We start from the raw sequence: 14,215 nt of genomic DNA on the forward strand, positions 1-14,215 counted from the left end.
CGCCGGTCCCGGTGCCTTCGAACCGCTTAGGGTCTGTAGTGGACGGCAGCGTGTTGGTAGGTTGCTCCGTGGTAGCGAGATCGTGACCACGGTCCATGATCCTGCTGTGCGATGAGAAGAGGTCCGTGTGGATGAACAGGTGATCACTCCTGCGCGCACTGACGATTTGGTGAGGTTGGTCGGCCGTGAGCTGATCGACGTCGGGCTGGGGCAGGCGGGATCGCTGTTCCGCCCCGGTTGGTCGGTGTGGACTCGGTCCACCGCGACGGACTTGTTTCGTGTGTACAACGAGCGGCCGGATCAGGGTTCGGACGCGTTCCTGGTCAAGCTGAGCCGGCAACTCGACGGTGCGTCCGATGAGGTGAAGCTGCTGGCCGCGGAGTTGCTGACGATGCAGGCGCTGCCGTTGACCAACCTCACCGCCGCGACCAAGCGGAGACGGGTCGAGTCTGTGCTCGCCTGGATGGCTACCCCTGCGGCGGTGCCGGAGAGAGTGCTGGAGGCCTTCCAGCAGAGCACCTGGAACGGTGGCATCGGGGCCAACACCATGCTGTGGAAGTGGCTCGCCGACGCCGTCGACTTCCTACTGGCCTGGTGGGATGTGCCGGGCGAGCAGCGCGCCTCCGCGCTTGCTGATCCCTGGGTCTGGCAGGACGTCGTGTACCGGACGAAGCTCATGCCGTCGCTGCGGGAGTCACTTCTGTATCTGGGGTTTCCCACGCACTTTCTGCCGATCCTCAACATCGAGCACAAGCGTGCGATCCGCGATGCGTTCGCCCCGAGTACCGGTGTTGCGCCCAGCACGGACCTCAACCGGGACCTGTTCCAGATCGCCGTCCGCGTGCAGGAGCAGGTCGGTGGGCGGCCGGTCGACTTCTACCGGCCGCCGTTCGTCGGGCAGTGGAAGCCGCCCCCGCAGGGCAGGCGCGCCTGGCTGGTCCGACCGCGGGGCGGGGACGATCTGTTCCAGTCCTGGAAACGAGACGGTGTGGTGTCGCTTGTCGCCACACATCTTGGTGAGGTACCGGCGGGCGCCGATCGGCCCGAGGTCAGGGCAGCGGTGGAGACAGGTTTCGGGCACCTCGACTACGCCGGCCGGCTGGTGCTCGCCACCGAGTACCACGCCTTCCTGTCGCTGATGAACGCCGACGATGTCGTGGCGACCGTTGTCGACGACCGGCTCCATCTCGGGATGATCGAGGGGGCGCCGGAGTATCTCCCCGACGACGAGCGGGTGTGGCTGCGCCGGCCGGTGCAGTGGCTGATGCTCGACGCCCTTCCGGTCGACGCCCTTCCCACGCCGCTGCCCGCGGAGCTGGATCAGCAAGGAACGGTGGTGGACCTGACCGGCGCGCTGGAGGTTCTCACTACCCTGATCGACAAGGTGGTCGAGCCTGCCGATCGGCCGGCCGACAGTGACAGGCCGGCCCCTGCGCCGGGACAGGTGCCATCTGTGCTGCGCGCCGCCACTGACGACCTCGCCCACCGCCTACACCTGTCTCGAAACTGGTTGCAGGACCTGCTGGATCTGTGGCACGAGCGTTCGCAGGTGGTGCTCTGCGGGCCGCCCGGTACCGGCAAGACGTTCATCGCCCAGGCCGTCGCGAGACACGTCACCGACCGCGACGCGATACGGCTGGTCCAGTTCCATCCCTCCTACGCTTACGAAGACTTCTTCGAGGGGTTCCGGCCCGTCGAGGGCACCGACGGCGGCACCCTGGGGTTCGCCAAGACCCCGGGTCCGCTGCGGGAGATCGCCGCGAAGGCAAAGGAAGACCCGACCAGGACCTACGTCCTGGTCATCGATGAAGTCAATCGGGCCAACCTGGCCAAGGTCTTCGGCGAGCTGTACTTCCTCCTGGAGTACCGGCAGGCCACGGTCCGCCTGCAGTACTCGCCAGCGGAGGCGTTCAACCTGCCGCCCAACCTACTGCTGATCGGCACCATGAACACCGCCGACCGGTCGATCGCACTGGTCGACGCCGCCATGCGGCGACGGTTCGCGTTCGTCGAGTTGCACCCCGACGAGGAACCGGTCAGATCCGTGCTCGACGAATGGCTTCGGCGACAAGGCAGACCAGATGACCAGCGACCAAGGTTGCTGCGGGCGCTCAACGAGGCGATAGGAGAGGCAGATCACGACTTCAAGATCGGACCCTCCTACTTCATGCGACCCAGCGCCGACCACGACGGCGGACTCAAACGGGTATGGGACCACGATCTGCTGCCGCTGCTGGAGGAGCACTACGCGGGACGCCTGACACGCGCGGCAGTGCGCAGCAGGTTCGGCCTGTCAGTCATCCGCCAGCGGGCCGAAGCCGACACGCCCACCACCGACGGCACCAGCCCTGAACATGGATCGACCGCGAACGGTGCGGACCCAGCCGTTGGAACGACGTGAACCCGGCGGCCGGGCCGGACCCAGTCGTGTTGACGGAGGTGGACACCAAGGAGGTCGTGCTGTCGCTGGACGACGCCCAAGTGGCGGCGCTGCGCGCGGCCGACCTGGTCACCGTCCGCCGCGCGGCCGGCGGCCGTTGGAAGATCAAGGCCGGCCGCAAAGTCGGCGCCATCCGGGTCGGTGACCTCGAGATCGAGGTCACGCCCAAGGTCGGCCTCGCCAACATGATCTTCTTCCTCGGCTACGCCACCAGCCCCGGATTCCGTCCCGAGGACGTGGCCGGTATACCGGTCACCGGCCTGTGGCCCGCGTTGGCGACATCACTGATCCGCCAGGCCCGCCGGGCACTGGCCTCGGGGCCACTCCGAGGATACGTCACCGTCGACGACGCCCTCCCGCTCATCCGCGGACGGATCCGGTTCACCGACCAACTGGCCGGCCGCCCCGGCATGCCACTACCCGTCGAGGTGCAGTACGACGACCACACCCCGGACATCCCCGAGAACCAGATCCTGCGCGCCGCCATCCGGCGGATGCTCGCGGTACCACGACTGAGACCCGTCGACCGGGACGACCTGACCGAACTGGACGCGCGGCTCACCGGCGTGACCGCGCTACCCACCGGCACCCCACCGCCGATCTGGCACGCCGGCCGGCTCAACGCCCACTACGCTCCCGCTCTGCGCCTCAGCGAGCTGATCCTGCTCAACAGCTCCGCCGACCCCGGCAACGGCGTCCACACCATCGCCGCCTTCGTGGTCAACATGGAGAAGGTCTTCGAGGCGTTCATCGGCGCCGCGCTCCGCGACGCCCTGTCGGCCTACCCGGGCCACGCGGAAACCCCGGGCAAGGACACCCTCGATCTCGGGCGAGCGATCCGGATCGAACCCGACGTCCTCCACATCATCGACGGTCGGCCGGCGGCGGTGTTCGACGCCAAGTACAAGATCGAGCCCGGAACGGGAAGACCCACCAACCCCGACCTGTACCAGATGCTCGCCTACTGCACCGCGCTGAACCTCCGGACCGGATGGATCATCTACGCCGAAGGCGCGGATCCGCCCACGACGTGGCACGTCCGCAACACCGACATCCAGATCGGCTATCAGCCCCTCAACCTGCGCCAACCCCCCGAACAACTACTGAAAGACGTACAAACCTTCGCGCGCTCGGCCATCCACCAAGCCGTACCGGCCTACTTCCATCACCCCTGATCCTCAGGGACAGCCGGAGCAGGACCTCCCCGTACTCAGGACCATGACGCGATCGGACGCCTTGTCAGGCGGATACACCCTGTTCACCCGGCGGAGCCGGGGCCTTCTGACAGTCCCGCGCGAGGACGCTCACGGCGATCTGTCCGTCACGCGGATCACGTCGGCCAGCGTTAGTTCGACGACCAGGTCCCAGCAGCGGCTGCTGGCTCGCCAAGGGTGACCAGCACGCCTTGCCACCCGGCAGCGGTTGTCCGCCCGATGGGCATCCTGGGCGCGATCGGTGGGTCATGCCGTTCAATGCGTGTTCGGTGACGGTGGACAGACCGGTCCGTCTCGTTCGGCACTGGTGGAGCGCGACTATCTGAAGCTGCGAAGCTCTCCGGCTCTGCCGCACAGTGGGGTGATTCGGGTGGGTGGCGGTAGCCTCGGTCGGGGGCTCGACAACGGCGGGCCGTGAGGAACGGGTCCACTCCGCTCCTTCCGGGCGGAGTTGGTCGTGGGAAAGTTCCGGATGGGCGCGGACGTGGCCGGTGGCCGCCGTGGTGGGGTGGTCGGGCTGGAGGGCCTCGATGCTGTGGCGTGGGCTTCGTTGCGTCACGCGTACGGGTCGGCGGGTAACGTGCCGCAGTTGGTGGGCGCGGCGGCGGATCCCGGCGGAGGCCAGGCGGCGGTCCATGAGCTGAGCTTGCGGATCTACCACCAGGGCGGGTGTGTGTACTCGGCCGCGTCGGCGGCGCTTCCGTTCCTGGTCGCGCTCGCTGCTGATCGCGAGGTCGTCGCCCGGGTCGCGGTGGTTGAGCTGGTCGGTTCTCTGGCGCGGGCAGCGCGTAAGGCGAAACCGCACGTCGTCGACCCGGCGTGGCCCGCCGCGTGGGCGCAGGCCGTTGGCCGGCTGGTCACGCTGCTCGACGACGACGACCCGGCGGTGCGTAGGCGTGTCGGCTACCCGTTGGCGCAGACGGTCGCCGGCGCTGACGCGGTCTGGTCCGCGGTCCGCCGACGGTGGGACGTCGAGGACGACGATGCGGTCCGGCTCGGTCTGGTCGCCACCGTGGGTCAACTGCTGCGCGGTCGCGCCGGCTGGGAGCAGGCCGAGGCGCGGCGGTGGTTGGCCGAACTCCGCGTCGGGTCTGATCGCGCGCAGCGGTTGGCGGCCGTAGTGGCGCTGCGCCGCGCCGGTACGCGGGGTGTTGACGCTTCGCTCGCCGAGCAGGCCCTCACCGCGCTGCGGGAGGCGGACCTTCACCCGTGGGGACAGGCGTGGTGCGGCACCGACCGCCCTGACGCGATGATCAGTTGGGTCGACGGGCAGTGGGGTCATGACCCGGACGGTCGGACGCTGCTGGCCGCTGGGCTGCTCGAACACCCGGACGCCGCCTTCCGGTCCGGTGCGCTGTGTGCCGCGGCGGAGGTGACCAGTCGCTGGCGCTCGCCCACCCCGGTGCTGCTGCCGCTGGTCGCCGAACGGTTGACCGACCCGGAGGCCGAGAACCGGGCCTTCGCCGCGTGTCTGCTGGCCGCGTGCGGATCTCAGGCGGCGGCCTGGGCGGACCAGCTGGCGCGGGCCTGCGCGGACGTCTACCTGCCAGCCGCTGACCTTGCCGTGTTCGCCTTGACCCGGCTGGGCGATCCCCGATGCGTGGCGCCGCTGCTGGACCGGTTGACGCGCCCCCGGCTCGGGTTCGCGCTCAACAGCCATCACGGCGGCGGCTGGTGGACCCGGCCACCGGGCATCCTGGACGTGTTGAGCGGGGTGCCCCAGTACGCGACACAGCTACTGCCCGCAGTGCGGGCGCGTCTGCGGACGGCCACCACGTTCGACGAACGACGCACCTTCACCCGAGTCCTGGCCGCGTGGGGCAGCGCCTCCGCCACAGCTTACGAAGATCTGCTCGACCTGCTGGACAGCGACGCCGCCGTCTGGGCGCTGCACGCGTTGGCGGCCGCCGGTCTCCCCGACAGGGCGGCGATTCCCCTGGCCCGGATCCGCCCCCTGGCCGCCGACGGGCGACTGCCCGCCTCGGCCAGGCACACGGCGGTCCGGGCGTACTGGCGGTTGACCGGAGACGCCCAGCCCGCGCTGGACCTGCTCGTGCCGCAACTTGACGACCGGTATCACGAAGCGCAGGCCCTGGACTTTCTTGCCGAACTGGGAACGGACGCCCACCGGTACGCCGATCGTGTCCGCGCCCTGTTGCACAGTGCCGACCATCCGTGGATCACGGCCTCGGCGGCGACGGCGCTGTGGCGGGTCACCGGCGACCCTTCCGACTCGGTAGGCCCACTCATCGCCGTGGTTCGTAAGCTGACCGAACACGGCCGGGTCTGGCCGCCCACGATCCGCGCCATCGGCACACTCGGCGAGATCGGTCCACCAGCCGCCGATGCCCTGCCCGTACTACGCCTGGCCGTGGCCGGTGACCGACGTCCGGTGGATCCCGGCCAGTGGGACAGCATCACCCGAGACGACGAACTCCAGCACGTCACCGCTGTCGCACTACACCAAATCACAGACAGGTGACCTAGTCAGCGCCGACGGTGGCCGCGCGGAAGATACCCGCACGGTCGACATGGCTGTTGGTCACGGACGGGTGCCGCACCTGCCTTGGGGCGGCACCCATCCGTTACGCCAGTGGCATGGTCAGGCGACATTGACCAATGACTGATGGAGGTCGATCTCGCGAGGACGGAAAGGGCTCTCAAATGGACTAGCAGGGTCGGAGCCCAGCGTGTTGAGACACTCGGTGACGATGAGGTCCTGCCCGTTCACCCAGCGGGGAAGGGTCGGGCGCCAGCTTTCCAGGTCGTACGTGTTCCCCGTCGCCCAGATCCCGTCTTCCTTCGGCAGGGTGGCCGGGTGCCGTCAATCGGCTCGCCGTCGATCGCTACTCGGGTCGGGTAACGATGAGCGAGTAGGGCAGAGGAGCAAGGCCACCGTCCGTACGGATCCCGACCGGGGTTGTACGGAGAGTGTACGAGCATGAGCTGAACGCTGTTCCGGACCTGGCTGACCTGCTTGTCTGAGAACCGCCGGAGCGACGCGCTACACGAGTGGAAGGACGCGCCGGCTGTCCGTACAACGACGTATGCGCGATACGAAGCGCATCGCCGGAAGGAGCTCAGGAGATGCCTCTCACCACGCCCCCAGCCCGACGCCGCAGAGTGGCCAAGCTGGTGCTTGCCGTCGGCGTCGCCGTCGCGGCAATCCTCGCCATGGCCTCCCCCGCCGCAGCCTGGACCAGCTACATCGGATCGAACTCCGGCGGCGCGAACGTCCGGACCTGCGCCAGCACGACCTGCCCGCGGATCGCCCCCAACGCCTACCTCTACAACGGCCAGGGAGTAGACATACATCCGGCTCGCCGCCGGGTTCGCCGTCGGCGTCGCCACCGCCTGGCGGTACGTGCAGGAAGCAATCGCGCTGCTCGCTGCAGTCGCCGAGGACCTGGCCACTGCGATGCGACGCATCCGACACCTCCCCTCGACGGCACGCTGATCCCGATCGACCTTGTGGCGGACCAGAAGCCGTACTACTCCGGTAAGCACCGGTGCCACGGCGTGAACGTGCAGGTCATCGCCGACGCCGCCGGCCGCGTTGCCTCAGTTGAGCACCCCGAGGGTTTGCCGTCGCTGGGCAGGCCCTCTGCGAGTGGATCAGCCAGTCCAACACGCCGGTCGAGGAGATCGCGCAGTTCATCGGCTGGTCAGTCGAGAAAGTGCACGAACACCAGCGGACACCGCGATCCCGGCGGGTCGCCGCCGGTAGCGGGCGGACGCGGCCCGGCGGGCTTGGGAGGGGCGGTGCCTTGTCGCCGCCTGCCGGGGGCGGCAAGGCACCGCCACTGTGCAGTCTGTCACTGGGCGTCGTCGCTGGTCGTTTTGTCGGGGATGTCGAGGGTGGGCTTCTTTTCTGGGATGATGCCGGGCCGGTGGTGGTGGCCGGGTCCGAGGTGGTCGGCGATCAGGTTCCGGGCGATGGTGACCAGCCAGGTGCCGAGGTCGTGGCTGTGCCGGGTGAAGCCGCCGATTCGCCTCAGCGCTCTGAGGAAGGTGTCCGAGGTGATGTCCTCGGCGAGCGGCCGGTTGCCGACCCGGAAGTAGACGTACCGGAAGACGGTGTCGACGTAGCGGTCGTAGATCAGCCCGAACGCCTCGCTCTCGCCTGCCTGGGCTCGTTGCACGAGTTCCCACACCTCGACCGTGTCGGTGTCGCGACCGGCCGACGTCGATTCGTGGTGGGGGGTCGGGTCCGATCGGTGGGGTTCGACGGTTGTGCGAGGGGTGCCGGCGGCGGTGCGGATGGCCGCGATGACGTCGTCGGTGGTGTGGTCGCGTGGGTCGGAGCCGGCGAGTGCGGCGCCGAGCGAGCCGGCGCGGAGCAGGCCGTTGAACAACTGGCCTTCCGGGTTGGCTGGTCCGTGCTCTCGGGAGGCGTCGGTGGGTGCGGTGGCGGGGTGGGTCGGTCGGGGTGCGTTCACCATGAGATCCCCTCCTTGCGAAGTTGTCGCCGGGCGCGGCGGATCTGGCCTTCGACGGCTCGGACCGTGGTGTCGAAGTGTTCCGCGAGCTGCTGGTGGGTGAGGCCGTAGGCGTGGCCGAACAGCAGTCTGCGTTGCAGATCCGACAGCACCGTGGTGTGTCTGATCTTGTCGAGGATCACCATGGCCATGGCGGATCGTGCGGGGTCCTGCTCGGAACGCAGGGCGGCGGGGCCGGTGTCGTCGGGTGGAAGCGCGGTCTCGTTGGTGTTCCTGCTGGTGCGCCATCGGCGGAAGGTGTTGGCGAACTCGCTTCGGCACATGCCGGTGAAGTAGTCGTGCAGGGTGTGGTCGCGGTTGGGGTCCCAGCCGGTGCCGTCGTGGCACCGGCGGGTGAACGTCGCCAGCGCGTTCGTGACCGACTCCTGGATGATGCTGTCGTGGTCGGCGTGTGCCCATCCGTCGGGTGGGTGGAGTCGCCAGCCGCGTCGGGCGCAGCGGCCGAAGATCTGTTTGGTGCGCAGGTCGTGGCGCATCTGCGTGACGGCGGCCGCGACGAGCGCGTCGATCATGCGGTCCCAGCGGTGTCCGGTGAACCTGTCCGCCTCGATCAATCGCCACAGGTCGCGGTCGGCGGCCAGGTGTGCCTCGTGGTCGTCGTCGGCCATCCCCACCTCCTTGGTCTGTCCCCGTCGCCGCATGTTCTGTCGTGGGTGTGGTGCGTCCCCACGCGGGTTGGCCGGCGCGGGTTTTCGGCTATCGGTACGGGCCGGGACGGGTGTCTCTCGTGCTCGGTGGGCCGGGTGGCGTGGGCGTGCGGCGTCGTAGGGGTGGTGGACGGGACGGGGCCTGGATTGGGTGGGCTGTGGAGGCGTTGCGGCGTGTCCGGTGGCGTCGGTCGGTGCGGGCGGGAAACGAACACGAGGTTCACGTTCTGTCGGTTGTGTGTTTGTTCGGGGGCCGTTGGCGTGCGTCTCTGCGTGGGCTTTCTCGGAGCGGGGTCGCCCCGGCGGTGGCGCACCCGAATGTGAGGAATTGTTTGATTCACTCCCGCACGTCTATGCGCATCTATTAGGATGGCGTGCGGCGGCATGGCGTGGCGGTCGTGGATGCCGACTTGACCGTCCTCGTCGGGGGCGTGGGAACCAGATCCCTGGTCGACGCGTCTCATCTCTGTCGCCGTAATGGGTTGGTGAACATTTTTCGCATGCCAGATGGTCATGCGGGCTGACGTGTGTCAAAGCCTGTACCCGCACGGGTGGCGGGTGTGCGCCCGAGTCTCGACGAGGTCACGAAGTCCGCCGAGTGCAGTCAGCCAATTGCAGAGTTTGCGTTCCGCGTGGGAGACTCGTCCGGACCAACAGACCTGGCTGGACAGGAGAGCGGCAGATGGCAGGTAGGCAGCGGCGCGGACGGCGCGGCAGCGGCGGTCCGGGGCGTTCGGCGTCTGATCGGATCGCCCGGGGCTCGTCGACGACAAGGGATTGCCGGTGGGCGGCGACGGGGCACGGCCACTGCTGCGCTGGTGTCGCCGCCGCAGCTACCCACTGGCGCGTCATGTCCTGCATGGCGCCAGCGGTGGTGAGCGGCTACCTGTGCGGGTTGGTCGGTGACGACGTCGTCGCGGCCGGTGGTCTGCCCGCGGTGGCGCTGGTGATCGTGGTGATGTTCGCCGCGATGGGGGTGCCCGTGGTTGCGCGGCACGTGCGCGCGCTGGTCGGGCGCCTCCTACTCGCCGGTGTCGGCTGGTCGAGGGAGTTTCGGGCGTGGCCGCCGACGGGCACGGACACCCGACCCATGTTGATCCTGGTGCTGAGGCGCGGGAACGACCGGGAGCCGGGCTGATACGTCGCGACGGTGTCGGGACCCGCCCGCCCTGCGGGGTGATCGGAATCGTCACTCGTAGCGCGAGGCCTGCTGGGCGAGAATGCTGCGGGCCGTGTCACCGTTGACGGCTGAGTTCCACAGGTTCTCGAACAGCTCTTCGTAGGAAACTATTTCCTGTTCGTTCTCGACGAGCGCGACGTCACTCGGAAGGTTCTCGAGATATACGACCGGGCTGTCCTGTTCCGAGGTGAATTCGAGAAGTGAGAACGACCAAGTAGGGCGTTCTGAGACGTCGGGGTGGAACGGGATGATGGCGATCTCCACGGCGGGGTGGTCGAACATCTCGGAAAGGTGGGCGAGCTGGTCGCGCATGACCTCTCTCCCCCCGACGTTGCGTTGGAGAGCGAGTTCGTCGATGATGACCCGCAGTTCCACCTCGCCCGCGCGGTCGAAGACACGTTGTTGCCGGTGCATCCGTAACGCTACTCGAGCTTGGATTTCTTTGTCGTCATGCGGCAGTATCTTCACCAGCCTGATGAGGGCCTCAGCGTACGCCCTGCACTGCAGGAGTCCGGGGATCACGACCGGATGGAAGTGTTTGATGACGGCGGCCTCGTCCTCGTAACCCATGAAGTCGATGTAGGCGGAGGACACGTACTCGCGGTAGCTCGCGGCCCAACTGCGCCGACGGGCGGACCGGGCGAGGTCGAGAAGTCGTGTGACCTCGCCGGGATCGTCCACCCCGTAGAAGCGGAGCAGCATGTGGAGATCGGCGAGGGCGACGGTGACGGTTCCGGCCTCGATCCGGGTCACCTTGGAAAGAGACCACTCCACACCTTTGCGGACATCATCGGTCGTGTAGTGATTTTCTTCCCGGAGATGGCGTAGCGCGGTCCGCAGACGTCGGCGGCTGAGGGTCGGCCCAGGCGTCGTCATGGCGTCCGCGTCCTCTCGTCGTGTACCGACAACACTAAGGGATGCGTAAATATCTGACTATGACCATCTTCACTTTGCAGACGGCACTGGGCCCTTTGCACTGGGCTGATGCGGGATGGCGTGGTCATCCGCGCGTTGTCGAGATCAACTGAAAATCCTTGGTTTGGTGCCATCTTGGTACACTCGGTGTCCCTGGCGATCTCGTCTCGATCGGATCGTGCAGGAAGTCGCCGCGTCGCCGCAGATGGGATCACGCCGAGGGCTGGCATGCGTCGCACTTCGAAAGGTATTCGCCGTGACATCATCACACCCCCTTCACTTCTCATGGTCCACACCGGAAGACCCGGTGACTGTTCCCCCGCGCAGCGGGACCGAGATGGAAATTCCACCGATCTGGCGACGGAAGAGTTCGAGTTGTCTCGACGACCACTGCGTCGAAGTCGCGTTTCACGGCGATCGGGTGGACGTCACCAGCTCGGGTGTCCCCGCACCGCGCCTCACGTTCACCCCCACGTCATGGCACCGGTTCGTGTCCGGTGTACGGACCGGAGGGCTGCGCCCCGGCGACTGAGCCACCAGAGGCGGGTGACGGCGCTGTCGACCCGTTCCCGCACGCCACCCGGGTTGACGGTCGGACGAATACCGGCGGCGGTGCCGCTACCATGATCAGTAACCATAGGCGATTACCTGTGGTGACCGTCCAGGCGTGTCGCAGCGAAGTCGTTCAGCGATGACTCCCTTCCCCCTCAGGCGTGACATCCCGCCAGCCACCTTCCGTTCACTGAACGCGATGGTAGGTGGTTTTGTAGCATAAATACACAGCTGGACGCCGCGTCGCGACTGACCGATAGGGCCATGCCGTCCTGAACAGCAGCCGCCCCGGCACCCGGCGACACCACACACCCGCCGACCGGCAGGCCGCTTCCACACCCGGTCAACCCTGATCGACGAATCAACAACCGACTACTCTCCGTTGCCTCCGACCGGTGATCGCGTTACCCGTAGCGGGCTCGCGCACCGTATCGGTGCGCCGCGACTCAGCCCGGCCGCACCCGTCCACCCTCCACTGACGGTGGCCGACCACTTCCCACAGGCGGCAGGCCAGCAGAATCACGCCGGGCTCCAGAACCGGAAGGACACCGGTCCGCCGGGCGTGCCGCCCATCGGCGACGTACTCCGATGGAGGTCGGCCAGGCGGCCGCTGGAACCGCCGCAGGGAGCTGTCACGGCCACGAGACCGCCACGACCCCGTGGCGTTTCGGCGCACACCACCCGCGCGGCGTGGCCCCGTCGCCATCACCTGGGATGTACTCGATGCGCGCGGCCCCTCGGCGGCGGTAACCGGCCGCCCACCGGCGCAGCAGGTCGAGGTACCGCTCGGCCACGTCCTCGGCGTTCGGTCCGTGCGCGTAGACGCCGCTCTCCCACCCGCCGGTGTCCTCGTTCCCGCGTTTCGTCCGGTAGGCGAAACTGCCCGCCTCGACCAGGACAGCCGCGCCGACGGTCACCGCCGACGTGAACACACCCCGGTCGACCAGCGCCTGGCTGGCGTGCAGGAACGGCACCAGCGGCCCGCTGGTCACCACGAACAGCTCCAACTCATCAGGCAGGTCGAACGCCGCCCCGGACCACCGTGCGATCCGCCGCCCGTGGATCGCCCCGCGCAGCGCCGGCACGTCGAAGCCCGGGTCGGGCCCGGCGAACCGCAGCGCCGCGTCACCGGTGACCGGCACCACCGTGTCGGTGAACGTGCCCTGGCCCTGCATCGGCACGAAATCGCCGAGACAGTAGCTGCGGGAGACCAGGCGGGCGCCGACGCGGTCGAACGCGACACAGCGGGACAACCCGGCGAACCGCAGCGGCACGACGATCCTGCCGCGCCCGGACAACTGGTGGATCCACGCCGGAGGGATGTCCCACGCCCCGACCGTCACGATGATCCGGTCGTACGGCGCGTGCTCCGGCACACCATGCTCGGCGTCGGCCCGCACGACCCGTACCCGTCCGTAACCGGCCGACCGCAGACACCGGCGCGCCCGCGCGACGATCTCCGCGTCGATGTCCACCGACGTGACGGAACCCTCGGGGCCGACCAGCTCCGCGATCAGCGCCGCGTTGTACCCACCCGAGCCGATCTCCAGCACCCGCATCCCCGGCTCGATCCCGGCCCGCTCCAGCATCACCGCCTGGATGTGCGCGGCGGACACCGAACTCAGCGCGGCCCCGTCGGAGCCGACCTTGGTCACCAGCGGCGTGTTCGAGTCGTACACCGCCTCCAACGGCTCACCAGCCGCGAACAGATGACGAGGCACGGTCGAGAACGCCGCAGCCACGGCTTCGGAGACGATGACGTCCTCCCGCAACTCGGCGACCATCGCCGCCCGCAGCCTCGCGGGATCCCCGACACCCATCTCGCCCGTCACGGTCATGCCGTCGCACCTCTGTCCTGTGGTGGAAGTTGCCGATCAAAAGCCCGACACCGCTCCCCGGGGGATCGTGACCGGTGGCTCACCCACGCGTTGGTCCTGTGCGTGGATATCACGGGCCTGACTGCCACCTTCGCCACGAGCCTCGCCACCCTCCAACAGCGTGCTGCCGAGGATTGCTTCGGCTGCGGCTTGGGCGAGGGTGGCCTGGGCGGTGGCGGGTAGTCCGATCCGGTTCCAGTGGAAGATCACGTGTTCGGTGATGACCGCGCGTAGTCCACGGGTGAGTGTGCCGGTGGCGCGCAGGCCGGCAAGGGTGGTGCCGGCGTGCGCGAAGGCGGTGTGCCAGTCACTCGAGTGGTGGGGGTTGCCGAGTAGCAGGTAGCGGGCCTTGCTGGTGAATGCTCTCCAGGTGGCGGAATCGGTGCGAGTCGCCGGGTGTGGGTGGAGGTGGTCGGCGCGATGCTGGGCGGCGCGGGCCCAGACGTCGGCTTGTTCGTTGAGGTCGAGTCCGGCGGCGCGCATCAGTGCGGTGTTGAGAATGAGTGAGCGTTCGCGCCGGTCGGTGGGCTGGTCGCGGAGGTAGGTGAGGAGGTAATGGCTGTCGTGATGGAACAGGGTGTGGGCGGTATCCATCGCGGCGGGGCCGCCGAAGGTGTGGGTTTCGGGTTCGTAGATGTCACTGGCCCAGGGAACATGCTGGGTGAGGAGGCGGTGTACCGGGTCGGGGTGGTCGGTGGGTGTGGCGGGCAGGTAGCGGATACGCCAGGGTCCTTTGCGGATGAACCACCAGGAGGTGATGAGGCCGGCGGTCTCGGCGGCGGGCAGCACGCGGTGGAGGTGGGGTACGGCGTTGTGTTCGCGTTCGTGGCGGCTGCGGCCGGGGTAGTCGATGGTCACCTGTTTCCAGGTGGTGTCCATGGCGGGCCTTTC

9 protein-coding genes and 2 pseudogenes are annotated in these 14,215 nt (G+C 68.2%); 6 read left to right on the forward strand and 5 right to left on the reverse strand.

Going from position 1 to position 14,215, the window contains the following annotated elements:
• Positions 1-280 precede the first annotated feature (280 nt).
• The 4 genes and pseudogenes from ACFHVL_RS12610 to ACFHVL_RS12625 form a co-directional block, all read left to right on the forward strand.
• Complete coding sequence (locus tag ACFHVL_RS12610; protein WP_416627905.1) at positions 281-2,401, forward strand: AAA family ATPase; 2,121 nt, start codon at positions 281-283, stop codon at positions 2,399-2,401.
• 26 nt (positions 2,402-2,427) lie between these two features.
• Entirely contained in the window at positions 2,428-3,615 is a 1,188-nt protein-coding gene (locus ACFHVL_RS12615) for an McrC family protein (RefSeq protein WP_416627832.1), read from the forward strand.
• Positions 3,616-4,111: 496 nt separating this feature from the next.
• Complete coding sequence (locus ACFHVL_RS12620; protein WP_416627833.1) at positions 4,112-6,136, forward strand: hypothetical protein; 2,025 nt, start codon at positions 4,112-4,114, stop codon at positions 6,134-6,136.
• 825 nt (positions 6,137-6,961) lie between these two features.
• Positions 6,962-7,212 (forward strand): annotated as a pseudogene (locus ACFHVL_RS12625) (IS5/IS1182 family transposase); the annotation flags it as partial.
• 335 nt (positions 7,213-7,547) lie between these two features.
• Here ACFHVL_RS12625 and ACFHVL_RS12630 read toward each other — a convergent pair.
• Both ACFHVL_RS12630 and ACFHVL_RS12635 read right to left on the reverse strand, forming a co-directional pair.
• Positions 7,548-7,811: pseudogene (locus ACFHVL_RS12630) on the reverse strand (sigma factor); the annotation flags it as partial.
• A 278-nt stretch (positions 7,812-8,089) separates the two neighbouring features.
• Complete coding sequence (locus ACFHVL_RS12635) at positions 8,090-8,761, reverse strand: hypothetical protein (protein WP_416627834.1); 672 nt, start codon at positions 8,759-8,761, stop codon at positions 8,090-8,092.
• Positions 8,762-9,659: 898 nt separating this feature from the next.
• Between ACFHVL_RS12635 and ACFHVL_RS12640 the strand changes: the two genes are divergently transcribed.
• Entirely contained in the window at positions 9,660-9,938 is a 279-nt protein-coding gene (locus tag ACFHVL_RS12640; RefSeq protein ID WP_416627835.1) for a hypothetical protein, read from the forward strand.
• 51 nt (positions 9,939-9,989) lie between these two features.
• Here ACFHVL_RS12640 and ACFHVL_RS12645 read toward each other — a convergent pair whose 3' ends face one another.
• Positions 9,990-10,856, reverse strand: coding sequence for a helix-turn-helix domain-containing protein (locus tag ACFHVL_RS12645; RefSeq protein WP_416627836.1), 867 nt, complete (start codon positions 10,854-10,856; stop codon positions 9,990-9,992).
• Between the two features lie 376 nt (positions 10,857-11,232).
• Between ACFHVL_RS12645 and ACFHVL_RS12650 the strand changes: the two genes are divergently transcribed.
• The gene (locus ACFHVL_RS12650) at positions 11,233-11,427 is read left to right on the forward strand and encodes a DUF397 domain-containing protein (protein WP_416627906.1); all 195 of its coding nucleotides are present in this window, start codon (positions 11,233-11,235) and stop codon (positions 11,425-11,427) included.
• A 652-nt stretch (positions 11,428-12,079) separates the two neighbouring features.
• Here ACFHVL_RS12650 and fxlM read toward each other — a convergent pair.
• Both fxlM and ACFHVL_RS12660 read right to left on the reverse strand, forming a co-directional pair.
• On the reverse strand, positions 12,080-13,285 hold the full coding sequence (fxlM, locus tag ACFHVL_RS12655; protein ID WP_416627837.1) for a methyltransferase, FxLD system: 1,206 nt from the start codon (positions 13,283-13,285) through the stop codon (positions 12,080-12,082).
• Positions 13,286-13,321: 36 nt separating this feature from the next.
• Positions 13,322-14,203, reverse strand: coding sequence for a thiopeptide-type bacteriocin biosynthesis protein (locus tag ACFHVL_RS12660; protein ID WP_416627838.1), 882 nt, complete (start codon positions 14,201-14,203; stop codon positions 13,322-13,324).
• Positions 14,204-14,215: the final 12 nt, after the last annotated feature.

The sequence above is a fragment of the Micromonospora sp. LOL_023 genome (genome assembly GCF_048060115.1).
Lineage (GTDB): Bacteria > Actinomycetota > Actinomycetes > Mycobacteriales > Micromonosporaceae > Micromonospora_E.

Bases quoted from the DNA above. Each gene is read 5' to 3' on its own strand.
- ACFHVL_RS12650 (WP_416627906.1), top strand. From the start codon at position 11,233: ATGGAAATTCCACCGATCTGGCGACGGAAGAGTTCGAGTTGTCTCGAC.
- ACFHVL_RS12660 (WP_416627838.1), bottom strand. From the start codon at position 14,203: ATGGACACCACCTGGAAACAGGTGACCATCGACTACCCCGGCCGCAGC.
- ACFHVL_RS12635 (WP_416627834.1), bottom strand. From the start codon at position 8,761: ATGGCCGACGACGACCACGAGGCACACCTGGCCGCCGACCGCGACCTG.
- ACFHVL_RS12645 (WP_416627836.1), bottom strand. From the start codon at position 10,856: ATGACGACGCCTGGGCCGACCCTCAGCCGCCGACGTCTGCGGACCGCG.
- ACFHVL_RS12640 (WP_416627835.1), top strand. From the start codon at position 9,660: ATGGCGCCAGCGGTGGTGAGCGGCTACCTGTGCGGGTTGGTCGGTGAC.
- fxlM (WP_416627837.1), bottom strand. From the start codon at position 13,285: ATGACCGTGACGGGCGAGATGGGTGTCGGGGATCCCGCGAGGCTGCGG.